We start from the raw sequence: 24,914 nt of genomic DNA, 5'->3' as shown, positions 1-24,914 counted from the left end.
CGCACGGCATCCCCGGCAGCTAACCCCCGAAACGGGCGCATGCTTGCCGAGCAGGGCGCCTACTCCCCACGGAGTAGGCGCCCTGCTCCGTTAACCCGACGACGCTGACGGCAACCACGGCTAGGCTCTGTATATGCAGCCCCGTTCCCCTGAGTCCTGGCGGCATCCGGGGGCTTCGCGATACCCGGGTCCCCGCCGTTTCACGGGCCCGCCCACAAGCTTCATCGTCATTACGGTTGCTGTGATCCAGATCGTGGGGACGCTGTTTTCCGCTGGACACCAGGATGGCCCAAGGCCCTTGGACCTGCCCGCGATCGTGCTGCTCCTTTCCGGTCCGGCAGGGCTGGCCTTCCGGAAACGTGCGCCGCAGGTAATGCTTCCGGCCGCGCTTGTCGCCACCGGAACCTATCTGGCGTTGGGTTACGCCTGGGGGCCCATTGTCTTGTCCTTGGCCCTGGCCATCATCATGACGGCGGCAGCTGGCCTGCGCTGGCAGGCGTGGACCGGTGCCGGGATAGCCGCAATGGCCGTTGTCGCAGCCGCTGCGCTGACGGGGGACGAAACCTGGCCCGTGCGTGCGTCCGCGGGGGTGGCGTGGGCAGCGATCCTGGTGCTGCTAGGGCAGGGGATCCGACGCCGGAGTGAACGGTTTGCCGAGTACCGGCGCCGCCGCGAGTCGGCCGAGAAAGCAGAACGGGACGAGTACAGGCTCACGCTGGCCCGGGACATCCACGACGTCGTGGCCCACTCCCTGTCCATGATCAACGTCCAGGCATCGGTGGCCCTGCACGTTGGTGCCGACGATCCGGAGAAGCTCAGGCCCGCCCTCGAAGCCATCAAAGCCGCCAGCAAGGAGTCCCTCACCGAAGTCCGCCAGCTCCTGGGCGTGTTGCGCGAGGATATCCCGTTGGCACCTGCCGCGTGGCCCACGCTCGCCCGCATCCCCGAGCTGGCCCGCATCCCCGAGCTGGTCAGGAACGCCGAGGCCGGCGGCCTGCACGTGACCTTGGAGGACCACGCCGACCACCAGCTCGTGGGCCCCGCCCAGCAGGAAGCCGCCTACCGGATCGTCCAGGAAGCCCTGACCAACGTCGGACGGCACTCAGGTGCCCAAGCCGCCGTCGTGCGCCTTGCCCAAACCGGCCAGGCGCTGACGGTGACTATAGAGGACGACGGCGGCGGCATGGGCGGCGCGGTTGCCGGCAACGGCCTCACGGGGATGCGGGAGAGGGCGGTGGCGTTGGGCGGTTCGCTCGCGCTTCACGAACTGGAACCGGGCCTGCGCGTTCACGCAGTCCTGCCATTACCAGCGGAAGGAACCCGCCCATGATCCGCATCCTCCTGGCCGACGACCAGACCCTCATCCGAGCAGGCTTCCGAGCGCTCCTCGACGCCGAGGCGGACATGGAGGTGGTGGGGGAGGCCGGCACGGGCCAGGACGCAGTCCGCCTGGCCTCGCGCGAGAAGCCCGACGTCATCCTCATGGACATCCGGATGCCCGACGAAGACGGCCTCACTGCCACCCGCAAGATCCTCGGTGATCCGGCCCTGGCCGGCACGCGGGTCATCATCCTCACCACCTTCGAGCTCGACGACTACATTGCAGAGGCCGTCCGGGCCGGTGCCGCGGGGTTCCTGGTCAAGGACACCGAACCGACGGAACTCCTCCGCGCCGTCAGGGTGGTCCACGACGGCGACGCCTTGCTTTCCCCTTCCGTGACGCGCAGGATCATGGCCCAGCTGGCCTCCCAGAGCCGCGCCGCGGGAAAGATAGTCCCGCTCGATCAGGTCACCGACCGGGAACGGGAGGTCCTTGCGCTGGTGGGCGAGGGCCTGAACAACGCCGAGATCGCAGGGCGGCTCTTCATCACGCCCCTCACGGCCAAGACCCACGTGTCCCGCATCATGACAAAACTGATGGTCCGGGACCGCTCCCAACTGGTGGTCCTCGCCTATGAATCCGGACTGGTGAAGCCGGGCTGGAGCAGCTGACCCACTCCCCGCGGAGTACGCGGCCGCACCAAGGTGACTCCCGACGCCGGATGCCCCACCCGCCGTCGCTGAAGAGACTTGAACCAGAGCCGAAAGACGGTTCCCGCCGGCATTGGCGGAGAGAGTTTGGATCACCGACATGTTCACTGCATTGACGTCAATTGTTGGCGAAACCACCACGCTGGGAGCCTCACTGGGGCAGGTGCCGGCCATGGTCGTCGCCCACGGTCCCTGGGGAGACGGCGTTGCGTGGCCGTTCTTCCTGCTGTTCCCGTTGTTCTGGATCGTAGTGATCGGTTTGATCATTTTCACGGCCCGCAGGACATGGCGCCGGAACCACCAGTGGGCTGCGACGCAAGGTGCGGAAGGCGTGCTCCGCGAACGGTATGCACGTGGGGAGATCGATGAGACAGAGTTCCGGCAGCGGCTGGAAGTATTGCGCTCGCAGCCGTCGTCGTGACGGATGCCGGGCAGGTAACCCCTCCGCGGCTAAATCCAGAAAGTTGCGGAATACATCTTTCACATATTCCCGGGCGCTACTAGTCTGCTGAGGGTGCACAATGAAGCAACCCGCTCCGCAAACCCTTCAGAATCGTCGCAAACCAGCCTCGACATGGACCAGCCAACCGTCATCAGCGCCCGGAACCTCACCAAGGCCTACGGCGACCTCACAGCCGTCGACAACATCTCCTTCGACGTGCCGGCGGGCGAGTCATTCGGACTGCTCGGTCCCAACGGGGCAGGCAAATCCACCACCATGAAAATGATCGGCGGCGTCTCCCAGCGGACGTCCGGTTCGCTGAGCATCATGGGCCTGGACCCCGAATCCCACGGCCCCGAGGTCCGTGCGCACCTGGGCGTGGTCCCGCAGCAGGACAACCTGGACGAGGAGCTCAAGGTCCGCGAGAACCTGATCGTCTACGGGCGCTACTTCGGCCTGCCGCTGAGCTACCTGCGCCCGAAAGCCGACGAACTCCTGGAATTCGCGCAACTGACGGACAAGGCCAACTCGAAGGTGGACGCGTTGTCCGGTGGCATGAAGCGGCGCCTCACCATTGCCCGTTCGCTCATCAACGAGCCACGGATCCTGCTCCTGGACGAACCCACCACAGGCCTGGACCCCCAAGCGCGCCACATTCTCTGGGACCGGTTGTTCAGGCTCAAGGAACGGGGCGTGACGCTCATCCTGACCACGCACTACATGGACGAGGCCGAACAACTGTGTGACCGCTTGATCGTGGTGGACAAGGGCCGCATCATGGCCGAGGGCTCGCCCGCCGCACTGATCCGCGAGCACTCATCGCGTGAAGTACTTGAGCTCAGGTTCGGATCCGAGCGAAACGCGACCATCGGCGTCGAACTCCAAGGCATCGGCGAGCGGCTGGAGACGCTGCCTGACCGCGTGCTCATCTACACGCACGACGGCGAGGCAGCGCTGGAGCAGGTCACTGCCCGCGGCCTGCGGCCCATGACATCGCTGGTGCGCCGCTCATCGCTGGAGGACGTGTTCCTGCGCTTGACCGGGAGGAGCCTCGTTGACTGAGGAACCGCTGAGCAAGGCGACCACGACGGCGGAGCCCCCTTTGCGGGCACACTCACCGGAGGTCTCGGCCGCCAGGGCGCGCCGCTGGGGTTCCTTCTACTACGCGGAACAAGTACTCCGCGTTATGCGCAACTACGGCTGGTCCGTGATCCTGTACAGCGTAGGGCAACCCGTGGCGTACCTGTTCGCCATGGGAGTTGGCCTTGCCACCCTGGTGGATGCCAACAGTGCCTCGGCATTCGGAGGTGTCAGCTACCTCGAGTTCGTGGCGCCCGCCTTGCTGGTGTCCGCAGCGGTGATGACGGCGTCGGGGGAGTTTTCCTACCCCATTATGGACGGTTTCAAATGGCGCCGGGTGTTTTATGGGCCGCATGCGTCTCCGTTGACGCCGCAGCAGATCGCCAGTGGACATGTCATGGCCAGCTCCCTGCGGTTCCTGCTGCAATCGGTGGTCTACTTCGCCGTGGTGGCCATGTTTGGCGCTTCGCCGAGCCCCTGGGGTTGGGTCTCAGCGTTGGTAGCTACTGTTGCGGCCCTGAGTTTCGGCCTGCCGCTCATGGCCTACGCGGCGAGCATCACCCAGGACAAAGGGCAGTTCGCCCTGGTGCAGCGCTTCATTGTGATGCCCTTGTTCCTGTTCTCCGGAACGTTCTTTCCGTTGGACACACTGCCTCTTGCGGTGCGCTGGATCGGCTGGATTTCGCCGGTCTGGCATGGAACCGAGTTGGGCCGCGTGTTCACCTACGGCATGGATGAGGACCCGTTGCTGACCATCACCCACGGAGTGTTCCTGGTGGCGGCAGCCGTTGTGGGCTGGGTGCTGGTCCGCCGACAATTCGTGAAGAGGATGGGCTCATGAGCGTCTTGACGGGTGGCCACAGCGCTACCGATCTTGCCCGCGAACGGAAGTTCGGCTCCTTGTACTCCCGCAACGCGCGGGCCGTGGTGGGTCGCGGTCTGATGGCGGCCAAGAGCAGCACGTGGCTCGTCATGGTGTCAGGGTTTTTCGAGCCCGTGCTTTTCCTTTTGGCCATGGGCGTGGGCATGGGCTCGATCGTGGGTACCGTCCAAGGCCCGGGTGGCCAGGAAATCAGCTACGCCGCGTACATTGCCCCTGCGCTACTGGCGGTCTCGGCCATGAACGGCGCTATTTACGACTCCACCTGGAATGTCTTCTTCAAGATGAACTTCGCCAAGCTCTACCAAGGGATGCTCTACACCTCCCTGGGACCGCTGGACGTTGCCATCGGTGAGATTTTCCTGGCTTTGTTGAGGGGGCTTCTGTACGCCACCGGGTTCACCGCGGTGATGGGTGTCATGGGGCTGCTCACCAGCTGGTGGGCCATCCTGGTCATCCCGGCTTCGGTGCTGATCGCCTTTGGTTTCGCGAGCTTCGGCATGGGCATTACAAGCTTCATGAAGACGTTCCAGCAAATGGACTGGATCAACTTCTTCCTGTTGCCCATGTTCCTGTTCAGTGCCACCTTCTACCCGCTCAGCGTGTATCCGCAACCGATCCAGTGGTTCATCCAGGCGATGCCGCTGTGGCATGGCGTGGAGCTCCTCAGGCAGATCAGCGTGGGCTCGTTCAGCCCCGCGACGGCCATTCATGTGGGCTACTACGTGGTGATGATCGGCCTGGGAATCATGCTCACCACCGGAAGGCTGCGCCGGCTGTTCCTCAAATGATGGAGTTTTTGTACAGCTAATGCCCTTAAAGAGGCGTCTAAAGGGCAAGAGCTGTACAAAAACTCCCGTGTTCGCCGTCCGTGGAAGAGTGCCGGGCACCTTTCGGCGTTTGAGAGAATGGGGTCATGCAATCTCTCGGTGACCCGCACCCGTCCACGTCCTCCGCCGGTAAAGGCATGTTCAAGGGCTTCCGCATCGGCGGCCTGGGGATGACAGTCGTCATCATCGCCTTCCTGGTGGCCGTCATCTTCGCGGCCAACCAGAACGATGTCGTCGGTTGGGTGGTCGCTGTAGTGGCCTTTGGTTGGCTGGCTCTTGCCACGTTCGTTGTCCTGAGCATCCGGCGGGCAGCCCAGCGGGCAGGTGCAAAACTGAGCGAAGCCCAAGCGGCCTTCAACTCGGCAGCCGGCCGCGCGCCGTCGTCGAACGTTGCTGACAACGGCGGCACCCGGGTGGTTGCCGAACGAAGCCAGGCGGACGAGGTCCGGGACCTGAAGTTGGACCACTCCTTCAAGATCGTCCAGGTGCAGGTCCGCGTGGTGGACGAGGAACGTGCCAAGGGTGCTGCCGCAAACCAGGACACCATCAACCGCGCACTTGAAACCATCGCCATTACGGCCACCAACGCCAGGGACATGATCAAGTCCTCCGGTGGCTCGGAGGAGCCCGTTGCCGGCACCATCATCGACTAGAGTAGAGCGGGTGAGTACGGCATTGAAGAAGGACTTCCTTCGCATCGCATCAGTCAACGTCAATGGCCTGCGGGCTGCCTACAAGAACGGCATGGCGGAGTGGCTGGAGCCGCGCGAGGTCGACATTCTCTGCCTCCAGGAAGTCCGCGCCCCCGACGACATCGTCAGGAAGCTGATCGGCGAAGGCTGGCACATTCTCCACACCGAGGCTGAAGCCAAGGGCCGGGCCGGTGTTGCCATTGCTTCCCGTGCGGAGCCCACGGCTACTCGGATCGGGATTGGTGACCCCTACTTCGACACTTCGGGGCGTTGGGTCGAAGCCGACTTCAACGTCAGGAATTCCGCGGGGGAATCAGCCACGCTCTCGGTGGTCAGCGCCTACGTCCACTCAGGCGAAGTCGGAACGCCCAAGCAGGACGACAAGTTTCGCTTCCTGGACGCCATGATCACCCGGCTTCCGGAACTCGCCAAGCACAGCGACCACGCCTTGGTGGTTGGCGACCTCAACGTCGGACACACGGAACTCGACATCAAAAACTGGAAGGGCAACGTCAAGCGTGCCGGCTTCCTCCCGGAGGAAAGGGCCTACTTTGACCGTTTCCTCGGCGAAGAAATCGGATGGAGGGATGTCCACAGGGGCCTGGCAGGAAATGTCGCCGGCCCCTACACCTGGTGGTCCCAGCGCGGTAAGGCCTTTGACACTGACACAGGCTGGCGCATCGATTACCACCTGGCCACCCCGGATCTTGCCGCAGCCGCTTTCTCGGCTGTGGTGGACCGTGCGCCTTCGTGGGACACCCGCTTCTCCGACCACGCACCGCTGGTAGTCGACTACCGGCTCCAAGTTCCCTAAGGTATTCCTCCATGACAAGTTCCACCACGACTGAAACCGGTACCTCCACCGCCGAGCAATCGGTGACGTCCACCAAGCTGGCAGTTGGCGCCAAGCACCGGGTGCTTTCAGGCATGCAGCCCTCCGCCGACTCCTTGCACTTGGGCAATTACCTCGGCGCCCTGGTCAACTGGGTCCGCATGCAGGACGAGTACGACGCCGTCTTTTTCATTCCGGACCTGCACGCCATCACAGTGCCGCAGGATCCTGCCGAACTCGCCCGGCGCACCCGGGTCACAGCTGCCCAGTACATTGCAGGCGGCGTGGATGTAAACAAGTGCACTTTGTTCGTCCAGTCCCAGGTTCCTGAGCACGCCCAACTGGCCTGGGTCCTGAACTGCATCACCGGCATGGGCGAAGCCGCCCGGATGACCCAGTTCAAGGACAAGGCCCAGAAGCAGGGCTCGGACCACGCCAGCGTAGGTCTTTTCACCTACCCCATCCTGCAGGCCGCGGATATCCTCCTGTACCAGCCGCACGGCGTGCCGGTGGGCGAGGACCAACGCCAGCATGTGGAACTCAGCAGGGACCTCGCGAACCGCTTCAACAGCCGGTTCGGCGAGACATTCCAGGTGCCCGAGGCCTTCATCCAGAAGGAATCGGCAAAGATCTACGATCTCCAGAACCCCACGGCCAAGATGTCCAAGTCCGCGGAATCACCGGCCGGCCTTATCAACCTGCTGGACGATCCCAAGATTGTGGCCAAGCGCATCAAATCTGCGGTCACGGATACCGAAACCGAGATCCGCTATGACCGCGAGAACAAGCCAGGTGTTTCCAACCTGCTGACGATCTACTCGGCCATCAGTGGTACTCCGGTGGAGAAGATCGTGGCCGATTACCAGGGCAAGATGTACGGCCACCTCAAGGTTGACCTGGCGGAGCTCGTATCCGGTCACCTTGCCCCCATCCGTGAACGCGCCAACGAACTCCTGGCAGATCCCGCGGAACTGGACCGTCTGCTGGCCCATGGTGCTGACAAGGCGCGCGAAATTGCTTCTGCCACGTTGGCTGACGTCTACTCCAAGGTCGGCTTCCTGCCTTACCGCGGGGATGCATCCAACGGAATCCAGGGAGTCCGCTAACTTCATGTGCTCTGCTGGCCAGCTCAACGTCACGTCCGACGCCCGCAAGGGCGCGGGTCCTGACCACTCTCGCCAGCCTGCTGTCACCGGCGCTGACTGTGGCGCCGGTGACGCCATGTGCGTTGGCGTGATCCTTGGCTTCCCGCCCGAGATAGCCCGTGAGCTCCAGGAGTGGCGGGCTTCCTTCGGTGATCCGATGGCTGAGGTCATCCCGGCCCACATCACGTTGATCACCACAACGCCCACCCAGGACTGGGACGCTACCCGCGAGCATGTCAGGGAAGTGGCCCGTACCCAGGAACCGTTCCACATTACGATTTCCGGTACGGGTTCATTCCGGCCTGTCTCGCCGGTGGTGTTCGTCAACGTCGAAGAGGGCTTTGAGGAATGCGTGCAGTTGCACGAGAAACTCCAGACCGGTCCGCTCGAACGAATGCTTCCTTTCCCTTACCATCCGCACGTCACCGTGGCTCACGACGTCGCCCAGGAAAATCTTGATGAGGCCGAAACGGTCCTCAGAGATTACCGGGCCACCTTCCCTGTGGTTAGCATGGGACTTTACGAGCACGACACCAATGGAATTTGGCAGCTACGGGAAGAGCTCGACTTTGGCGGCGATACTGACGAAGAACAGCAAGCGGATTCAGGCCACGCAGGCGGACGCTCCTCCGCTGCCAACTGAGCTGGCAAAACTCAAGCTCGAGCTACTCCATAAACGGCAGGACTGGGGCCACGCCAAACGGGCAGGGGATGGGCTGCTGAAGAAAGCAGGCGCCTTTTTCGCGTTGTTCATGGCACGGCTGAACACCAACCGGGCCATGCGTTCGTTCCAGCACTACACGCGCCAGCACGGGCCCCTGTTGAGCGCAGGCATCGGCTTCAACATGTTCTTCTCCGTGACGGGCCTGCTGACCACCGGCTTTGCCATCGCAGGCATCGTCCTGGGAGGCAACCCGGTCCTGGAGGACGCCGTCATTCGGAGCGTGGCCGCCGCTGCTCCCGGGCTGCTGCAGGTGAACGGTGGCGAGGGGCTGGTGGATCCACAGTCCCTGCTGAACCCCTCCGGCCTGGGCTGGACCGCGGTGATCGCAGCTGCTGTCACGATCTTCACCTCCCTGGGCTGGATCGCCAGCGTCAGGGAAGGCCTGCGTGGGGTGATGAACGCCGGTCCTCTGGTTCGCAACGCCATCCTCCAAAAGCTCATCGACGCCGGCACCCTGTTGCTGTTGGGCGTGATCCTGGTGGTCAGTGCTGGTGCATCGCTGATTTTCGGTACCGCGGCAGACTGGTTCTTCGACCTGCTGAAGCTCGATGAGAACGTTGCCGCACCCATCGCCGGGGTCGTCAAGGTCGTCGTCCCGCTCCTGTTGAACTGCGCGACGGCGGCAGTTCTGTTCCGCGTCGCGGGCGGCCTCTCGTTGAGCCGGCGGGCGTTCCTTGAAGGGGTGGTGCTTGCCGGCGTCGGCACCACGGTCCTGCAGTTCTTCAGTACCGAGTTGCTGGCCCGGTCCGGAAACAATCCGGTCCTGGCCTCGTTCGCCATCATTATCGGCCTGCTGATCTGGTTCAACCTGGTGAGCCAGGTGTACCTCGTTTCGGCTTCATGGTCCGCGATCCGGGAGGCGGACACGGCGTCGGGAGAGAGCCCGCGGAAGAAGGTCCTCGGTTCACGTCGCGTGGCACCGCGTACTTGACGGACCCAGCGGAGCCGGAATGAACAATCATCTGTGGATCGCCTGCCTCTTGGGCGCCGCCGCCGGCCTGATCGTGGGTCAGCTGATCTTCAACTCGCCCTTTCTCGGCATCCTCCTGGGCGTCGGCCTGGGCGCCCTGGTTGGGGCGGCAGTAGGTCCGCGCCGCGGCTGAACGGGCGTTAGGGAGCTTTCACCAGGCCCTCCCATGAGACTTTCCATTCCGGCGGAAATCCCGGCGCATGCCGTTCCGGGCCGTTGTCCCAGCCGGCAGCCATGAGCGCCACCGCGGCCAACAGCCCTCCATTTCCCGGCAGGTAGAGCGGCAAGGAATCGGTCTGGCGGTTATGGCCGTTGGGAAGGACGGTGTTCTTGCCCGCAGTGAGGAGCAACGCATCCACGGCGGCCTCGGGATCGCCCAGGCGTGCGGCGGTCATGGCCATTACTGGATAATCCCAACCCCAGGTACTTTCCCAGTCCCAATCCGCCAGGACGTCCTTGAGGGTGGCCCGCATGATCGCAGGATCGATCAGCCCAGTCTGCGGCAGCACACCCAGCGCGCAGAGCATGGAGGGGTGGTCGGTACGGATAGTGAAGGGTTCCACGTCAATGGCTGCGTACACCCCGTCCACCACTCGCGGTGCCACCATGCCCTGGGATACCGCCGTCCATTCCTCCACAGGCTCCAGTCCCAGGCGTTCGCGCCAGGACGCAGCTGTTTGGAGGGCCCACTGCCAGTACGCCAGCTCAAAGGTGGGATTGGTGACTGCGGCCCTGATATCGCCGTAGCTCTCCTGCGCCGGAATCAGGGGCGGGCCCAGCTCAAAACCGCGGGACGTCGCATGCGCAAAGCTGGCCATGAACGCGGCCGATTCGAACACGATTTCCGCGAACTCTTCCAGGACGTCCTGACTGGGGTTGGCCCGGTAAACAAGCTCGGCCAGGTAGATCGGGTGCGGCTGCTGCCAGATCAGGAACGTGCCGATCGGGCTGGGGCTCTCCCGGCCGTCCGGCCCTACCTGCTTCGGCCAGCGGACGCCGTCGAAGCCCTGCGCTTTCGCGGTTTGCCGCGAGGTCTCCAGGATCGTGGAGTACCAGCGCAGGGACGGCAGCAGCAGCTCCACCCGGTTCCAGTGCGCAAAATGCGCCGCATGCCACCAATGCATCTCCAGGTGGAAGCGGCCTCGCCACGAGTTGCATACAAGCCCTGTTTCCTGTGGTGGCAGCGAACCGGCACAGTTGATCGCCGTCAAGTATTGGGACAGCACAATCCTGCGCTCCAGCTCCTGGGCCCGTGGATCCTCCGGCGCGTGGAGCTCGATAGCTCCACCCGACCGCCAAAACCCGGGCCAACGCTCCGCCGAAGCGGCTGCAATTCGACTGCCAGGATCAAGCACGACGCCGGTACCCGCCTGAGGGTCGCCGCCCAGGTCAAGCGTCGTGTCACCGCCGCTGTGGTCACCCCGAGGAAGACAGTCGCCGTCGCCGTCGGAGATGAAGGCAACGCTGAAGTCCAGGACGGCGCCCGCAGCAGGCCCGGATTTTTCCGACGAACAAACGCGGAGCCTGTGCTCCTGGGTTTGTTCAACCGTGAAGTCCCGGCCAGTGATAACCACGCGGTAGCGGGAGTCATCCAGCTCGCGGTGGGCAGTCCAAGCACCGAGGTCCTCGAGAGCTTCCAGGGGCTTCGTTTGAGCCAGAACCGTGCTGTGCGCGCCCGGCTGGGACCAATCGGCCGCGTTATGCCAGGCCTCCGATCCGTACGGGAAGGCGACTCCCACCACCAAACCGGCCCCGAGCGCAGCCGACTCCACTCGGAAGCCGAGTTCGTCCCGGTCCGGGTGGCACGCCGTCGTGACCTTCACGCGGTGTCCGGCCAGTGTGAAGCGGCTGCTCACCACGCCAGTCCACAAGTCCAGCGTCTGCTTCGCGTCAGTGATCTCTTCCGGCCGGACGGCACGCTCCACGCCCTCTTCCATCCACCGGAGGCCGATGCGTCCCAAGTCGAGCCGGTGGGAGTTCGCGCGCAGCCACTCCTCGGCGCGGGAGGTGTTGGTTTCGCGGTCATTGACGATGTCGCCCACCATGTCTACGTAGGGGACAGGGCCGCGGGGCGAATCGTAGAGGACAGTGGATCCGGCGAGGTCGTAGGGTTCCGCCGGAGGTATGGTGTGCCAACCCCATTGGGATTGCGTGCCCAGGAGCGTGCCCGGCGCCAGGTCATCGCGGGAAGCCACTGGGTAGGACTCCGGCAGCGTCTGGAGGCCGGTGAGGTCCATGGTGAAGGCAAATTCGCCGTTGCCAACGGATACGGGGCTGCGTGGGTCCAGCTCATGTTGGCTGACGTTGTGCCGCCGTACCAGTGCCTCGCGATCGATGGCGGCACGGGATTGTGCTGTTTCGAAAGGCTCCAGCACCACCGTTTCCTCCAGCTCCCGCAGCCGGAAGAACGCCGCCCGCTCGTTGGGGCTCTTGTTGGGCTGGTGCAAGGTGAGGAAGGGGCTGCCGTCCAGCTTCCGGCCAATCATGCCGTGCCCGCCGTCGGCTCCCCAGAGGGGTTCCTGCTCCTGGGTCCAAGGGCCGAGGACTGTTCCGGATTCGCTTCGCGCGATTCCCATGGCGTAGCCGTGGTCACCGAAGCTGGACCACAACATGATGAGGTTGCCACTGGGGAGCCTGTGGAGGAAAGGCCCGTCCGTGATGTACGAAGGCATGTCCCTGTCCGAAGGCCGGTCCAGGGCCCGCGACCAGGGTGCGTCGGAAGCCTTGAACAGCACCGTGGGTTCTCCCTCGGCAGAGCGGAGGTCCTGGCTCAGCCGCCGGGCAGCGATGGTGCCGTCGATGACCTGCTTCCACTCGTTGCAAAAGACCAACCACGGGGCGCCTTCCTGGTCCACGTGAAGAGTTCCGTCAAGGCATTCCCAGTCCTCCGGGGTAACTGGTCCATCACTCCATGGCTCGTAGGGGCCCTGCGGGTTCGACGCGGACAGTATCTGTGTCCCGCGGCAACGGCCCGGGGCTGTGAAGGTGGCAAACATGAAATAGCGCCCGTTGTATAGGTGGACTTCGGGCGCCCAGTACTGCTCTTTGCTCCAAAAATCCGGGTCGGGACGAAAAGCAGGGATCGGGCCCTCCCACTCCTCAAGGTCGCTGCTTCTGTAGCAGTCGAAACCCGTAGCCGCCCCGGTCCAGATGTTCTTGTCCGTGCTGCCAAACAGGAGGTACTCCTGTGATTCAGGCAGCGTCAGGACGTAGGGATCCCGGATTTGGATGTCTTCCAGGCGTTGTGGCACGGCGGGCTCCTCTGGAGGTGAATAGTTCAAGCTCAAAACTATTGACGAATATACACCGGCTTGATACGTTTCAGGAACCGTTTTCTTGAGCCTGAAAGAAGCTTACCCAATGACGCGTAAATCTCTCCGAAACCTTCGAAAATCCTTGGCAATCCTCACGGCCGTAAGCATGCTTGGCCTGTCCGCTGCATGTTCCAGCCCCTCCTCGAACCAAGCCGAGGACGGCCCGGTGGAAATCCGCTTTTCCTGGTGGGGCAACGCTTCCCGTGCCGAGCTGACCAACAAGGCCATCAAGGAATTCGAGGCAGCAAACCCCAACATCAAGGTCAAGCCCGAGTATGGCGACATCAGTGGCTACTTCGACAAACTGGCCACCCAGGTTGCAGCAAACGATGCTCCCGATGTGATCACCATGGGTGGTGCCTACCCGGCTGAATACGCCAACAGGGGAGCGCTCCTCGATCTGTCAAAGGTGCAGGGCTCGCTGGACCTGTCAAAGATGGACGAAGGTGCTTTGGAAAACGGTCAGATCCAGGGCAAGCAATATGGTGTCTCCACCGGAGCCAATGCCCTGGCGGTTGTGGTGAATCCGGCGGTCTTCCAGGCAGCCGGAGTCGCGCTTCCAGACGACAGCAAATGGTCCTGGGACGATTTCGCCAAGGTAGCCGGGGATGTCACGGCCAAGAGCCCCAAGGGGACCTACGGGACGGCAACTGTCCTCACCCATGACTCGTTGGACGCGTTCGCACGCCAACGCGGCAAGTCCCTGTACACACAGGACGGACAGTTGGGACTGGACAAGGACACCGTGCAGGACTACTTCGACTTTTCGCTGAAGCTCAGTGAGTCGGGCGCGGCTCCCAGTGCCTCGGAGACGGTGGAGAAGCTCAATGTCAGTACCGAGCAGACGCTCATGGGCATGGGCCAGGCGGGCATGATGCTCACCTGGAGCAACTCACTTTCCGCGCTGAGCAAGGCCTCGGGAGCGGACCTGAAGTTGTTCAAGCTCCCCGGAGAAACTCCCACTCCTGGCATCTGGCTCCAGTCCTCGCAGTTTTACACCATCTCCGCCCGCAGCAAGCACACGGACGCCGCCGCCAAACTGGTGAACTTCCTGGTCAACAACGAGGCCGCTGCCAAGATCATCCAGAGCGACCGCGGCGTACCCAGCAACTCGGGCATGCGGACAGCCATCAAGGACCTGCTCACGCCACAAGGAAAGGTCGAAGCTGCCTACATCGACCAGATCGGCACCATGGACTTTGCCCCGACGTTCATCGGCCCTACCGGTTCAACCGCTGTTTCGGAGATTACGGCCCGTATCAACACGGACGTCCTCTTCAAACGGCTGACCCCGGAGAAGGCGGCCGAGCAGTGGCTCAGCGAGAGCAAAGCCGCCATCGGCAAGTAGGCAACACCAACGCGGGGTCACTTATGGCCCATCCGGAGGCGGATTATGGGCCCTAAGTGACCCCGCGTTGCTTTTAATCAGTGGGTGTCGCGGATTTCCAGGTAGGGGTCGGCCCAGGCGCCGATGATCCGGGCCACCCTTGCAGCCTGGCCCTTCCCCGTGAGGAGGTGCTCGCTGCCCTCCAGTGAGATGAAGCTGCGTGGGTGCCGGGCGGTACGGAAGATCTCGCTCGCGTTGTCGATCCCCACGGTGTTGTCAGTAGGGGAGTGCATCACCATCAGCGGCTTGTGGAGCGTCCGGATGCAATCGCGCAGGTCGGCGCTCTCCACGTCCTCCACGAAGTGGCGGCGAACCTCCATCGGCCGCCCACCCAGGTCAACCACGGCGCTGCCGTCGCGAAGGATCGAGTCGATCTCGGCGTCGAACATGTGCTCCACGTGCTTGGGCTCGTAGGGCGCCGCAACGGTCACTACTGCGTTGAGGCCCGGAATATCGCGGGCAGCAGCAAGGACAGCCGCGCCACCGAAGGAATGGCCCACCAGCAAGGAGATGGCACGTCCCGTTTCCCGCATGAATGCCGCGGCGAGGATCGTGTCGGCCACCTTGACGCTGAAGGAGCCGGCGGACCACTCGCCCGCCGAACCGCCAAGGCCCAGGTTGTCGAACCGGAGCATCCCCACGCCCTGCTCCGCGAGGCCTTTGCAGATCCGCGAAGCGGCCGGACTGTCCTTGCCGAGCGTGAGCCCGTGCGAGTACAAGCCCCAGCCACGCACAGGCCCTTCCGGGACGTCCACGATTCCGGCCAGCGTATCGCCGGTGCTTCCCGTGAAGCTGATCTTCTCAGAACGTGACACGCGGGTCTCCTTGCGTTGGGATATGCGGTTGCGGCAGTTGATTAACGACGACGGCGCCCCTCACCTGCAGTGGTGAGCGGCGCCGTCGTCGTGCTGTTCTTTTGGCTGAACGGCGAACTAGATCTTGCGGGCCAGGATGGCTTGCTTGACCTCGGCAATTGCCTGGGTCACCTGGATACCACGCGGGCATGCTTCCGAGCAGTTGAAGGTGGTGCGGCAACGCCACACGCCTTCTTTGTCGTTGAGGATCTCAAGGCGCATGTCGCCGGCGTCATCACGGGAATCGAAGATGAAGCGGTGTGCGTTGACGATTGCCGCCGGCCCGAAGTACTGCCCATCGGTCCAGAAGACCGGGCAGGACGAGGTGCAGGCGGCGCACAGGATGCACTTGGTGGTGTCGTCAAAGCGCTCACGGTCCTCGACGGACTGCAGGCGTTCCTTGGTGGGCTCGTGGCCCTTGTTGATCAGGAACGGCATGACTTCGCGGAAGGACTGGAAGAAGGGTTCCATGTCCACGATCAGGTCCTTCTCCACGGGGAGGCCCTTGATCGGCTCGACGGTGATGGGCTTGGAGGTGTCCAGGTCCTTCAGCAGCGTCTTGCAGGCGAGGCGGTTGCGGCCGTTGATGCGCATGGCATCCGAACCACAGACGCCGTGGGCGCAGGAGCGGCGGAAGGAAACACTGCCGTCGATTTCCCACTTGACCTTGTGGAGGGCGTCCAGCACACGGTCCGTGCCGTACATGGTCAGCTTGTAGTCATCCCAGCGGGCCTCTTCCGAGATCTCGGGATCGTAGCGGCGCACGCGGAGGGTGATGTGGAACGTGGGAATTTCACCGTCGCCGGCAACGCTCGCCGGGAGCTCGATCTTGGATGCGGGCTCTGCCATTTCGGTCGTCATTAGTACTTACGCTCCATCGGCTCGTAACGGGTGAAGATCACGGGCTTCGTCTCCAGACGGATGCCCGCAACGGATTCCGCCGAGGAGGCGGCTGTGACGGAAGTGTCCAGGTAAGCCATGGAGTGCTTCATGAACTTTTCGTCATCGCGGTCCGGGAAGTCCTCGCGGTAGTGGCCGCCACGGGATTCTTCGCGGTGCAGTGCGCCAACGGTCATGACCTTGGCCATGTCCAGCAGGAAGCCCAGCTCCACTGCTTCCAGAAGGTCCAGGTTGAAGCGCTTGCCCTTGTCCTGGACGGTGACGTTCTTGTACCGCTCTTCGAAGGATGCGATGTCGCGAAGGACCTGTTCCAGCGACTCCTTGGTACGGAACACCTGCATGTTGGCATCCATGGTGTCCTGCAGTTCCTTGCGGATCTGGGCGACGCGCTCGGTGCCGTTGCCGTTGAGCAGGCCTTCCAGGATGCCGCGGGTCATTGCCTCGGGGTCTTCGGGAAGTTCGACGAAATCGGCTGTCTTGGAGTACTCGGCAGCGGCGATACCAGCACGCTTGCCGAAAACGTTGATGTCCAGGAGCGAGTTGGTGCCCAGGCGGTTGGAGCCGTGCACGGAGACGCACGCGACTTCACCGGCTGCGTACAGGCCGGGAACGATCGTGTCGTTGTCCTGCAGCACCTCAGTGGTGATGTTGGTGGGGATGCCACCCATGGCGTAGTGCGCCGTGGGGAACACGGGAACGGGATCGGTGAACGGTTCCACACCCAGGTAGGTGCGGGCGAATTCGGTGATGTCCGGAAGCTTGGCCTCGATGTGTGCCGGCTCAAGGTGGGTCAGGTCCAGGAGGACGTAGTCCTTGTTCGGGCCACAACCCCGGCCTTCACGCACTTCGTTGGCCATGGCGCGGGCCACGATGTCACGGGGTGCGAGGTCCTTGATGGTGGGGGCGTAGCGCTCCATGAAGCGCTCACCTTCGGAGTTGCGCAGGATGGCACCTTCACCACGTGCGCCCTCGGTGAGGAGGATGCCCAGGCCGGCGAGGCCGGTCGGGTGGAACTGGAAGAACTCCATGTCTTCCAGCGGGATGCCGCGGCGGAACGCGATGCCCATGCCGTCGCCCGTAAGGGTGTGGGCGTTGGACGTGGTCTTGAAGACCTTGCCCGCGCCACCGGAGGCGAACACCACGGACTTGGCCTGGAAGACGTGCAGTTCGCCGGAGGCGAGGTCGTAGGAGACCACGCCCGCAACGCGCTTCTGCTTGTACGGCGTACCGTCTTCGCGTACGGCGTCTTCCTCGACGATCAGCAGGTCAAGGACGTAGTACTCGTTGTAGAACTCAACGTTGTGCTTGACGCAGTTTTGGTACAGGGTCTGGAGGATCATGTGGCCTGTGCGGTCGGCTGCGTAGCAGGCGCGGCGGACGGGAGCCTTGCCGTGGTCACGGGTGTGGCCACCGAAGCGGCGCTGGTCGATCCGGCCTTCGGGGGTGCGGTTGAACGGCAGACCCATCTTCTCCAGGTCCAGCACGGCGTCGATGGCTTCCTTCGCCATGACCTCGGCTGCGTCCTGGTCAACCAGGTAGTCGCCACCCTTGATGGTGTCAAAGGTGTGCCATTCCCAGTTGTCTTCTTCGACGTTGGCCAGTGCTGCACACATGCCACCCTGGGCTGCACCGGTGTGCGAGCGGGTGGGGTAGAGCTTGGTCAGTACCGCTGTGCGTGCGCGCTGACCGGACTCGATCGCGGCGCGCATGCCGGCGCCACCTGCACCGACAATGACGACGTCGTACTTATGGACCTGCATACCAGATGCTCTCTCTTTCAAAAATTCAGATGGTCGGCGGAGGCTGCTCCGCTACGTCAGGCGAACCGGTTCACTCCGAGGAGGCGCCGGACCGCCGCTGTGGCACAGCCCCCTACGGGGCCGGGCAGAATCCGCCAGGCAGCTGAACGCCGTCGACGACGGGGCACGGGTTGAAGGTGAAGATCACCAGGGTGCCCAGGATGATGATGACCAAGGTGGCCGCGTAAAGGACCATCTTGAGCCAGAAGCGAGTGGAATCCTTCTCGGCATAGTCGTTGATGATGGTGCGGACGCCGTTGGTGCCGTGCAGCATGGCAAGCCACAACATGGCCAGGTCCCAGAACTGCCAGAAGGGATCGGCCCACTTGCCGGCGACGAAACCGAAGTCGATAGCGTGGATGCCTTCGCCCACCAGCAGGTTCACGAAGAGGTGGCCGAAGATCAGCACCACCAGGACGATGCCGGACAGGCGCATGAAGAGCCAGGCGATCATCTCGAAGTTGCCGCGGCTGGAGCCGGTGCGGTTGTACTTCGGGGCGATCTTGCCCGAGCCGATTTTGCCGCTGCGGGGGGATTCGATGGTTGTCATGGCTTAGTGGCCTCCCAGCGCGAGGGAAAGGTGGCGGATGGCGAAGCCGGCGAACGTGACCAGCCACAGCGCAAGCACGACCCACAGCATCTGGCGCTGGTACTTCGCGCCCTTCTTCCAGAAGTCGATCGCGATCACACGCAGGCCGTTGAAGGCGTGGAAGATGATCGCGGCGACCAGGCCCGTTTCCCCCAGGGCCATGAGGGGGTTCTTGTAAGCACCAATGACGGCCGTGTAGGCCTCAGGGGACACGCGCACCAATGAGGTGTCCAGCACATGGACCAACAAGAAGAAAAAGATCACTACACCGGTAATACGATGTCCAACCCAGGACCACATGCCTTCACGGCCGCGGTACAAGGTGCCAGCTGGTTTTGTCGGCACTGATTAAACCTTCCTGCAACACAGCGGCGCTGGCATGGGATCCATGCGGGGGGAACGCCTGCTGCGAGAGCACTCGTAGCTCACGCCTAAATCTAGGCTTCGCTCACAGCATATTCAATTTAGGGCGGACTTCTCTGGTTGTTAATTCCATGTTTCCTGCCCGGATTCAGGCGATTTTGGGTACTGCCTGAGACGAACGCCACATGCGTGGCGTTCTGCGAAGCTTCACGGTTGCGTCGGATAAAGTGTTGCGGTGAGTACAGAAGACGCGAAATACCCGGAATCGCCCATGAACCGCTTCCATGCGGTTATTCCGGCGGGCGGTGTGGGGACCCGGCTGTGGCCACTCTCGCGTGCCGCTGCGCCCAAGTTCCTGCACGACCTGACCGGTTCCGGCAGCACATTGTTGAGGGCTACCTACGATCGGCTCGAGCCCCTGGCCGGTGAACGCGTGTTGGTAGTGACGGGTGAAGCCCACCGTGCGGCTGTCTGCCGCCAGCTCCCCGAAGTAGGGGACGACGAACTGGTCCTTGAGAGCGAACCCAAGGACTCCGGCGCCGCCATTGGCCTGGCTGCCGCCATCCTTTACCGCCGTGACCCGGACACGATCATGGGCTCGTTCGCGGCCGACCAGGTCATCAGCCCCGACGACCTCTTCCAGGAGACAGTCCGGGAAGCGATCTACACCGCTGCCATGGGCAAGATCGTCACCATCGGGATCAAGCCCACCCACCCCTCCACGGGGTTCGGCTATATCCGCTCCGGTGCTGCCCTCCACATTGATGGTGCCCCGAATGCGCTGGCCGTGGCGGAGTTCGTTGAGAAGCCCAGCCAGGAAGTTGCCAACAAATACGTCGAAGCAGGCGATTACGTCTGGAACGCAGGCATGTTCGTGGCTCCGGTGGCCTTGATGCTCAAGCACCTCGAAGCCAACCAGCCGGAGCTGTTCGCGGGCCTCCAGGAGATCGCCGAAGCATGGGACACTCCGCAGCGTGCTGAAGTGACGGCACGGGTGTGGCCCACGCTGCCCAAGATCGCGATCGACTACGCCGTAGCGGAGCCGGCAGCGGCAGCCGGCGATGTCGCCGTCGTGCCTGGCACCTTCCGTTGGGACGACGTCGGCGACTTTGCCGCGATCGGTCGCCTCAACAACGCCGGCGACGTCGATGAGGTGACGGTTCTCGGCGAGGGTGCACGTGTGTTCGCGGAGAACGCCAGCGGCGTGGTGGTCTCCGACACCAAGCGCGTCATTGCCCTCATCGGGATCAAGGACGTGGTCATCGTGGACACGCCGGATGCACTCCTGGTCACTACCAAGGAACATGCGCAACTGGTCAAAGGCACTGTCGACGCCCTGAAAGCCAGCGGCGATACTGACGTCCTGTAACACCCCGCTTATACCGTCAGCCACCTCTTTGGTTCTCCTGCGCCTGAACGCAGCGTAACCAAGAGGTGGCTTTCGTTCTTCGGGGGCCGCGCATGGCTAGAGTTGTGACGTGCGCAATTACTCGACTGAAACCGAGCCCACTCCCGTTGTCGGTCCCTGGGTTGACGAATTCCTGCCCGGACTCATCGACTTCCGCCGGGACCTCCATGCGCACCCGGAACTTTCCTTCAAGGAGTACCGCACCACGGACAAGCTGGTGGAGCGGCTGGAAGCAGCAGGTCTGAAGCCCCGCAGGCTCGAAGGAACCGGGCTGACCGTCGATGTCGGGGAGGGGCCTATCGCCACCGCCCTCCGCGGGGACATTGATGCCCTGCCGATCATTGAGGAAACCGGGCTCCCTTTCGCCTCCAAGAACCATGGCGTCACCCACGCTTGCGGGCACGATATCCACACCACCACCATGCTGGGAATTGCCCTGGTGCTGCACCGCATGCATAAGAACAATCCGCTGGGCGGCACCGTGCGCATCATCTTCCAGCCTGCGGAAGAGACCATGCCTGGTGGGGCGTTGTCCTGCATTGAGCAGGGGGTCCTGGAGGGCGTACCGCGCATCCTTGCGCTGCACTGCGATCCCCGGATCAACGTTGGCCAGATCGGTACCCGCATCGGTGCCATCACCTCGGCCTCGGACACCATCAAGATCGAGCTCTCCGGCAGGGGCGGGCACACCTCCCGTCCGCACCTTACCGAAGATCTGGTTTTTGCCTTGTCGCAGATTGCCGTGAATGTTCCGGCTGTCCTCTCGCGCCGTGTGGACGTCCGGAGCGGCGTTTCGGTGGTGTGGGGCCAGATTGCCGCCGGTTCGGCACCCAACGCGATCCCGGCGTCGGGCTATATGGCAGGCACCATGCGCTGCCTGGACCGGGACGCCTGGCACAGTGCAGGGGAGTTGCTCGATGACGTGGTCAAGCAGGTAGCTGCGCCCTATGGCGTTGATGTGCACCTGGAGCACACCCGCGGCGTACCTCCTGTTGTGAATTCCGAACATGAGACGGCCCTTATCGAGGCATCGGCCCGTGCCGAGCTGGGCGAGAACGCGGTAGTCCTGACTCCGCAGTCCATGGGCGGCGAAGACTTTGCCTGGTTCCTCGCTGATCTTCCCGGAGCCATGATGCGTCTGGGCACGCACACCCCCGGCGGGGAAGAGTATGACCTCCACCGCGGCGATTTCATCGTGGACGAGCGCGCACTGGGCTACGCGGTCCGTGTCCTCACGGGCGCCGCGCTCCGCACCATCCGGGACCTCGAGCAGTAACCCAACTGGGTCGCAGTTCAGGTCGTTTTGAGCGCTCAAAACGGCCTTATCTGCGACCCAGTTGGTAGGGGTTTGCCGCAATGAGTTGTGCACAATTGAATTGTGTACTATCGTTTTTCCCATGAGTGATGCACCCCGACTCCGCCACCAGGTCTGCTTCGCGCTGTACTCGGCGTCGAAAGCGGCGACGGCGGTCTACCGCCCCGTCCTTGACGACCTCGGGCTGACGTATCCGCAGTACCTGGTGATGCTGGTGTTGTGGGAGCAGGAACCGCGCAGTGTGCGCGAGCTCGGCGCGGAACTGGGGCTTGACTCCGGCACGTTGTCGCCCCTGCTCAAGCGCCTTGAAGGAATGGGGCTCGTGGAGCGGAAGCGGTCCGCCGAGGACGAGCGCCGCGTGGACGTGGTCCTGACCGACGCCGGAACTGCCTTGAGTGCCCGGGCGCAGGCAGTGCCCCAGCGGTTGGCCGACGCGGCCGGACTCTCCGCCGCAGAAATCGGGCAGCTCCACGAAACCCTCGGCAAGCTCACCGCGGCCCTGAACAGCTCACTCTGACATTTTTCACGCCATTCCCGAAGAGAAACGGAACCCCATGAAGACTCTCTACACAGCAGAGGCGCTGGCCTCCGGCGAAGGCCGCGACGGCAACGCCCGCACCAAGGACGGCAAGCTGGATGTGGCCCTGGCCAGCCCGGTGGAACTGGGTGGCAACGGCCAGGGAACCAACCCCGAGCAGCTTTTCGCGGCCGGTTACGCCGCGTGCTTCCACTCCGCACTGCGGCTGGTCGGCCGCAAGGAGCGTGCCGACGTCAGCGACTCGGCCGTTGCGGCCAAAATCCACTTTGGCGCACTCACCGACCGCGAAGGCTACGGACTGGCTGCTGAACTGGAAATCGCGTTGCCGGCCCTGGACCGCGAAACCGCCGAAGCCCTGATGGCCAAGGCGCACCAGATCTGCCCCTACTCCAACGCAACGCGCGGAAACATGGCCGTGGACCTCAAGCTCGTGGAGTTTGCAGCATGAGCGCCGGAATGCCGCTGCAAACCCGCGAAATCCACCTCGCATCCCGCCCCGTGGGTCGCCCTGCGCCTGAGAACTTCCGCCTGGAGCAGGCCACAGTGCCCGAGCTCGGCGAGGGCCAGCTTTTGGTGAAGAACCAGTTCATGTCCGTGGATCCCTACATGCGCGGGCGCATGAACGACGTCAAGTCGTACTCCGCGCCGTTCCGGCTGGACGCAGCGCTCGACGGCGGTGCCGTAGGTGAGGTGATCGCGTCCCGTTCGGACGCGCACAAGGTGGGTGACGTCGTCGTGCACCAACTGGGGTGGCGCGAACACGCCGTGGTGGATGCCGCAGCAACCACTCCGGTGCCCAAGGGGCTTGCTCCCACCTCCGCTTTCCTGGGCGCACTGGGTATGACGGGCCTTACCGCCTATGCGGGCCTGCTCAAGGTTGCCGAGTTCAAAGAGGGCGACGTCGTGTTCGTCTCCGGGGCCGCAGGCGCCGTCGGCTCCATGGTGGGCCAGATTGCCAAGGCCATGGGAGCTTCGAAGGTCATCGGCAGTGCGGGCTCGCCGGAGAAGGTGGCCCGGCTGTTGGAGCTGGGTTTCGACTCCGCGTTCAACTACAACGATGGCCCGGTCCTGGAGCAGCTCCTGGAAGCTGCGGGGGAGCGCGGCATCGATGTGTACTTCGACAACGTGGGCGGGGAGCACCTCGAGGCCGCATTGGCAACACTGACCGTGGGTGGCCGGGTGGCCATGTGCGGCGCCATTGCCCAGTACAACTCCACCGAGCCGCCGGCCGCTCCGCGGAACATGGCAGTGGCCATCGGCAAGCAGCTGACCCTCCGCGGCTTCCTCGTGGGCGGGCAGCGCCAGCATGCCGCCGAGTTTGCCCAGAAGATGGCCGGATGGCTTGCCGATGGAACCATCAGCTACGACGAGACGATTGTTGATGGCCTGGAAAATGCGCCGCAGGCCTTTATCGATTTGTTGGACGGAGCCAACACCGGAAAGATGCTCGTCCGGCTGTGACGGTTGCGTAGCCGGGTGTGACTTGCGCACCCGGCTACTGCTTGGTAACAAAAAGTCAACAATCTGACCGGGAGAGCGCCTTTGTGCTATCCGGGTGTGTTGTAGGCCACTAGGGTGGTGTCATCAATGCGCTTCGGCGCAGCTGCGAGCATCAGTGAAAACAGAATTTCTGCCTCAGGTATTGGAAACGGACACTCATTGACCATCCGTCGTAGCGCCAATCACTTTCTTCCTGGAGGAAAATTGAAGAAACCACTGCGTGCCACCCTGAAGCGCGGTTCAATGGCCGGTGTTGCAACCGTCGGCGCAGCAGCGCTCCTGCTGACCGGCTGTGGCCAGGCCCCCGACGCCGGATCCGGCGCCGCCACCAAGAGCGACTTCCTCGGTTGCATCGTTTCCGACTCCGGCGGATTCGATGACCAGTCCTTCAACCAGTCCTCATACGAGGGACTGAAGAAGACCGAAAAGGACCTGGGCATCCAGACCAAGTCGGCTGAATCCAAGGCAAACAGCGACTTTGAAACCAACCTCAACGGCATGGTCTCCGCTGGCTGCAACCTGACCATCACCGTGGGCTTCCTCCTGGGCGATGCCACCAAGGCCGCTGCCGAGAAGAACACCGACAAGCACTTCGCGATCATCGACTTCGCCTACGACGCTCCGATCGCCAACGTCAAGCCGGTGGTCTATGACACCGCCCAGGCTGCCTACCTGGCTGGCTATACTGCCGCAGCAACGTCCAAGACCGGCAAGGTGGGAACCTTCGGCGGCATCAAGATCCCCACTGTGACGATCTTCATGGACGGTTTCTACGACGGCGTCCAGGCCTACAACAAGGCCAAGGGCAAGAACGTCCAGGTTGTCGGCTGGGACAAGAACACCCAGGACGGCTCGTTCACCGGTGACTTCGAGAAGCAGGACACCGGCAAGCAGGTCACCATCAACCTGCTGGACCAGGGTGCGGACATCGTGATGCCCGTGGCCGGCCCGGTGGGCAAGGGTGCCGGCGCCGCGCTTAAGGAAGCCAAGGCTGCAGGCAAGGACGTCAAGCTCATCTGGGTTGACTCCGACGGTTACCTGACGGCTCCGGAATACAAGGACCTCATGCTGACCTCTGTGGTCAAGCAGATGGGCGAGGCCGTTGAAACCGTGGTGAAGGATGACAAGGACGGCAAGTTCAGCAACGAAGCCTACGTTGGCACGTTGAAGAACGACGGCGTGGCCATTGCACCGTTCCACGATCTCGACTCCGCGGTTTCTTCCGAAACCAAGTCCGAACTCGACGCTCTGAAGGCGGACATCGTCTCCGGCAAGCTCGTGGTCGAATCGAAGGCCAGCCCCAAGAAGTAAGCAATTCCTG

At 63.3% G+C, this 24,914-nt stretch carries 25 protein-coding genes; 19 read left to right on the top strand and 6 right to left on the bottom strand.

From position 1 onward, the window contains the following. The first annotated feature begins 133 nt into the window (after window positions 1-133). The 12 genes from AB0N72_RS05880 (at window position 134) to AB0N72_RS05825 (ending at window position 9,759) form a co-directional block, all read left to right on the top strand. Window positions 134-1,330, top strand: coding sequence for a histidine kinase (locus AB0N72_RS05880; protein ID WP_363930025.1), 1,197 nt, complete (start codon window positions 134-136; stop codon window positions 1,328-1,330). Next, window positions 1,327-1,992 carry a response regulator transcription factor gene (locus AB0N72_RS05875; protein WP_363930024.1) on the top strand — a complete coding sequence of 222 codons (666 nt, stop codon included), beginning with the start codon at window positions 1,327-1,329 and terminating at the stop codon, window positions 1,990-1,992. The genes AB0N72_RS05880 and AB0N72_RS05875 overlap by 4 nt, the downstream gene beginning before the upstream one ends. A 139-nt stretch (window positions 1,993-2,131) precedes the next feature. Next, window positions 2,132-2,452: an SHOCT domain-containing protein gene (locus tag AB0N72_RS05870; RefSeq protein WP_363930023.1), complete on the top strand. Its 321-nt coding sequence runs from the start codon at window positions 2,132-2,134 to the stop codon at window positions 2,450-2,452. A gap of 153 nt (window positions 2,453-2,605) precedes the next feature. Then, a complete protein-coding gene (locus tag AB0N72_RS05865; RefSeq protein ID WP_363930338.1) occupies window positions 2,606-3,535 on the top strand; it encodes an ATP-binding cassette domain-containing protein in 930 nt (309 codons plus the stop codon). Window positions 3,536-3,542: 7 nt separating this feature from the next. Further along, window positions 3,543-4,394 (top strand): ABC transporter permease, encoded by an 852-nt coding sequence (locus AB0N72_RS05860; RefSeq protein WP_363930337.1) that lies wholly within the window; start codon window positions 3,543-3,545, stop codon window positions 4,392-4,394. Then, on the top strand, window positions 4,391-5,224 hold the full coding sequence (locus AB0N72_RS05855) for an ABC transporter permease (protein ID WP_363930022.1): 834 nt from the start codon (window positions 4,391-4,393) through the stop codon (window positions 5,222-5,224). Before AB0N72_RS05860 ends, AB0N72_RS05855 begins: the two co-directional genes overlap by 4 nt. Before the next feature lie 125 nt (window positions 5,225-5,349). After that, entirely contained in the window at window positions 5,350-5,916 is a 567-nt protein-coding gene (locus tag AB0N72_RS05850; RefSeq protein ID WP_363930021.1) for a hypothetical protein, read from the top strand. A gap of 10 nt (window positions 5,917-5,926) precedes the next feature. Beyond that, the gene (locus AB0N72_RS05845) at window positions 5,927-6,769 is read left to right on the top strand and encodes an exodeoxyribonuclease III (RefSeq protein ID WP_363930020.1); all 843 of its coding nucleotides are present in this window, start codon (window positions 5,927-5,929) and stop codon (window positions 6,767-6,769) included. A gap of 11 nt (window positions 6,770-6,780) precedes the next feature. Then, window positions 6,781-7,893: a tryptophan--tRNA ligase gene (trpS, locus tag AB0N72_RS05840; protein ID WP_363930019.1), complete on the top strand. Its 1,113-nt coding sequence runs from the start codon at window positions 6,781-6,783 to the stop codon at window positions 7,891-7,893. 4 nt (window positions 7,894-7,897) lie between these two features. Continuing rightward, the gene (locus tag AB0N72_RS05835) at window positions 7,898-8,575 is read left to right on the top strand and encodes a 2'-5' RNA ligase family protein (RefSeq protein ID WP_363930018.1); all 678 of its coding nucleotides are present in this window, start codon (window positions 7,898-7,900) and stop codon (window positions 8,573-8,575) included. Next, the gene (locus AB0N72_RS05830; protein ID WP_363930017.1) at window positions 8,502-9,587 is read left to right on the top strand and encodes a YihY/virulence factor BrkB family protein; all 1,086 of its coding nucleotides are present in this window, start codon (window positions 8,502-8,504) and stop codon (window positions 9,585-9,587) included. Before AB0N72_RS05835 ends, AB0N72_RS05830 begins: the two co-directional genes overlap by 74 nt. A 19-nt stretch (window positions 9,588-9,606) precedes the next feature. Then, window positions 9,607-9,759, top strand: a complete 153-nt coding sequence (locus AB0N72_RS05825) for a hypothetical protein (RefSeq protein WP_363930016.1) — start codon at window positions 9,607-9,609, stop codon at window positions 9,757-9,759. 7 nt (window positions 9,760-9,766) lie between these two features. Here the strand turns inward: AB0N72_RS05825 and AB0N72_RS05820 are convergent, their stop codons facing one another. Continuing rightward, entirely contained in the window at window positions 9,767-12,877 is a 3,111-nt protein-coding gene (locus AB0N72_RS05820) for a glycoside hydrolase family 43 protein (RefSeq protein WP_363930015.1), read from the bottom strand. A gap of 109 nt (window positions 12,878-12,986) precedes the next feature. On the opposite strand from AB0N72_RS05820, the gene AB0N72_RS05815 reads away from it, so the two are divergent. Next, a complete protein-coding gene (locus AB0N72_RS05815; RefSeq protein ID WP_363930014.1) occupies window positions 12,987-14,288 on the top strand; it encodes a sugar ABC transporter substrate-binding protein in 1,302 nt (433 codons plus the stop codon). A gap of 77 nt (window positions 14,289-14,365) precedes the next feature. On the opposite strand, the gene AB0N72_RS05810 is transcribed toward AB0N72_RS05815, so the two are convergent. The 5 genes from AB0N72_RS05810 to sdhC all read right to left on the bottom strand — a co-directional run bounded on the left by AB0N72_RS05810 (window position 14,366) and on the right by sdhC (window position 18,814). Beyond that, the gene (locus AB0N72_RS05810) at window positions 14,366-15,142 is read right to left on the bottom strand and encodes an alpha/beta fold hydrolase (RefSeq protein ID WP_363930013.1); all 777 of its coding nucleotides are present in this window, start codon (window positions 15,140-15,142) and stop codon (window positions 14,366-14,368) included. Between the two features lie 117 nt (window positions 15,143-15,259). Beyond that, complete coding sequence (locus tag AB0N72_RS05805) at window positions 15,260-16,042, bottom strand: succinate dehydrogenase iron-sulfur subunit (protein WP_142939921.1); 783 nt, start codon at window positions 16,040-16,042, stop codon at window positions 15,260-15,262. Then, window positions 16,042-17,841 carry a succinate dehydrogenase flavoprotein subunit gene (sdhA, locus tag AB0N72_RS05800; RefSeq protein WP_363930012.1) on the bottom strand — a complete coding sequence of 600 codons (1,800 nt, stop codon included), beginning with the start codon at window positions 17,839-17,841 and terminating at the stop codon, window positions 16,042-16,044. The genes AB0N72_RS05805 and sdhA overlap by 1 nt, the downstream gene beginning before the upstream one ends. A 112-nt stretch (window positions 17,842-17,953) precedes the next feature. Further along, entirely contained in the window at window positions 17,954-18,430 is a 477-nt protein-coding gene (locus AB0N72_RS05795; protein WP_026542860.1) for a succinate dehydrogenase hydrophobic membrane anchor subunit, read from the bottom strand. 3 nt (window positions 18,431-18,433) lie between these two features. Then, window positions 18,434-18,814 carry a succinate dehydrogenase, cytochrome b556 subunit gene (sdhC, locus tag AB0N72_RS05790; protein ID WP_018777254.1) on the bottom strand — a complete coding sequence of 127 codons (381 nt, stop codon included), beginning with the start codon at window positions 18,812-18,814 and terminating at the stop codon, window positions 18,434-18,436. A gap of 253 nt (window positions 18,815-19,067) precedes the next feature. Here sdhC and AB0N72_RS05785 point away from each other — a divergent pair, with 253 nt between their 5' ends. The 6 genes from AB0N72_RS05785 to AB0N72_RS05760 all read left to right on the top strand — a co-directional run bounded on the left by AB0N72_RS05785 (window position 19,068) and on the right by AB0N72_RS05760 (window position 24,904). Then, a complete protein-coding gene (locus AB0N72_RS05785) occupies window positions 19,068-20,201 on the top strand; it encodes a sugar phosphate nucleotidyltransferase (RefSeq protein ID WP_363930011.1) in 1,134 nt (377 codons plus the stop codon). 109 nt (window positions 20,202-20,310) lie between these two features. Further along, on the top strand, window positions 20,311-21,516 hold the full coding sequence (locus tag AB0N72_RS05780; protein WP_363930010.1) for an amidohydrolase: 1,206 nt from the start codon (window positions 20,311-20,313) through the stop codon (window positions 21,514-21,516). Window positions 21,517-21,637: 121 nt separating this feature from the next. Further along, window positions 21,638-22,072, top strand: a complete 435-nt coding sequence (locus AB0N72_RS05775; RefSeq protein WP_363930009.1) for a MarR family transcriptional regulator — start codon at window positions 21,638-21,640, stop codon at window positions 22,070-22,072. 37 nt (window positions 22,073-22,109) lie between these two features. Continuing rightward, a complete protein-coding gene (locus tag AB0N72_RS05770) occupies window positions 22,110-22,541 on the top strand; it encodes an organic hydroperoxide resistance protein (protein WP_363930008.1) in 432 nt (143 codons plus the stop codon). Beyond that, window positions 22,538-23,554: an NADP-dependent oxidoreductase gene (locus AB0N72_RS05765; RefSeq protein WP_363930007.1), complete on the top strand. Its 1,017-nt coding sequence runs from the start codon at window positions 22,538-22,540 to the stop codon at window positions 23,552-23,554. Before AB0N72_RS05770 ends, AB0N72_RS05765 begins: the two co-directional genes overlap by 4 nt. A gap of 282 nt (window positions 23,555-23,836) precedes the next feature. After that, the gene (locus AB0N72_RS05760; protein ID WP_363930336.1) at window positions 23,837-24,904 is read left to right on the top strand and encodes a BMP family ABC transporter substrate-binding protein; all 1,068 of its coding nucleotides are present in this window, start codon (window positions 23,837-23,839) and stop codon (window positions 24,902-24,904) included. Window positions 24,905-24,914: the final 10 nt, after the last annotated feature.

The organism is Paenarthrobacter sp. NPDC089307 (assembly GCF_040685055.1).
GTDB lineage: Bacteria > Actinomycetota > Actinomycetes > Actinomycetales > Micrococcaceae > Arthrobacter.
The sequence above is the reverse complement of the archived record's forward strand: the minus strand, read 5'-3'. Positions and strand labels throughout refer to the sequence as shown.

What these genes read in the sequence shown, in the direction of transcription:
- trpS (WP_363930019.1), top strand. Translation starts at nt 6,781, where the DNA reads ATGACAAGTTCCACCACGACTGAAACCGGTACCTCCACCGCCGAGCAA.
- sdhA (WP_363930012.1), bottom strand. Translation starts at nt 17,841, where the DNA reads ATGCAGGTCCATAAGTACGACGTCGTCATTGTCGGTGCAGGTGGCGCC.
- AB0N72_RS05850 (WP_363930021.1), top strand. Translation starts at nt 5,350, where the DNA reads ATGCAATCTCTCGGTGACCCGCACCCGTCCACGTCCTCCGCCGGTAAA.
- AB0N72_RS05855 (WP_363930022.1), top strand. Translation starts at nt 4,391, where the DNA reads ATGAGCGTCTTGACGGGTGGCCACAGCGCTACCGATCTTGCCCGCGAA.
- AB0N72_RS05805 (WP_142939921.1), bottom strand. Translation starts at nt 16,042, where the DNA reads ATGACGACCGAAATGGCAGAGCCCGCATCCAAGATCGAGCTCCCGGCG.
- AB0N72_RS05770 (WP_363930008.1), top strand. Translation starts at nt 22,110, where the DNA reads ATGAAGACTCTCTACACAGCAGAGGCGCTGGCCTCCGGCGAAGGCCGC.
- AB0N72_RS05765 (WP_363930007.1), top strand. Translation starts at nt 22,538, where the DNA reads ATGAGCGCCGGAATGCCGCTGCAAACCCGCGAAATCCACCTCGCATCC.
- AB0N72_RS05795 (WP_026542860.1), bottom strand. Translation starts at nt 18,430, where the DNA reads ATGACAACCATCGAATCCCCCCGCAGCGGCAAAATCGGCTCGGGCAAG.
- AB0N72_RS05825 (WP_363930016.1), top strand. Translation starts at nt 9,607, where the DNA reads ATGAACAATCATCTGTGGATCGCCTGCCTCTTGGGCGCCGCCGCCGGC.
- AB0N72_RS05875 (WP_363930024.1), top strand. Translation starts at nt 1,327, where the DNA reads ATGATCCGCATCCTCCTGGCCGACGACCAGACCCTCATCCGAGCAGGC.
- AB0N72_RS05835 (WP_363930018.1), top strand. Translation starts at nt 7,898, where the DNA reads ATGTGCTCTGCTGGCCAGCTCAACGTCACGTCCGACGCCCGCAAGGGC.
- AB0N72_RS05775 (WP_363930009.1), top strand. Translation starts at nt 21,638, where the DNA reads ATGAGTGATGCACCCCGACTCCGCCACCAGGTCTGCTTCGCGCTGTAC.
- AB0N72_RS05815 (WP_363930014.1), top strand. Translation starts at nt 12,987, where the DNA reads ATGACGCGTAAATCTCTCCGAAACCTTCGAAAATCCTTGGCAATCCTC.
- AB0N72_RS05865 (WP_363930338.1), top strand. Translation starts at nt 2,606, where the DNA reads ATGGACCAGCCAACCGTCATCAGCGCCCGGAACCTCACCAAGGCCTAC.
- AB0N72_RS05760 (WP_363930336.1), top strand. Translation starts at nt 23,837, where the DNA reads ATGGCCGGTGTTGCAACCGTCGGCGCAGCAGCGCTCCTGCTGACCGGC.
- AB0N72_RS05870 (WP_363930023.1), top strand. Translation starts at nt 2,132, where the DNA reads ATGTTCACTGCATTGACGTCAATTGTTGGCGAAACCACCACGCTGGGA.
- AB0N72_RS05880 (WP_363930025.1), top strand. Translation starts at nt 134, where the DNA reads ATGCAGCCCCGTTCCCCTGAGTCCTGGCGGCATCCGGGGGCTTCGCGA.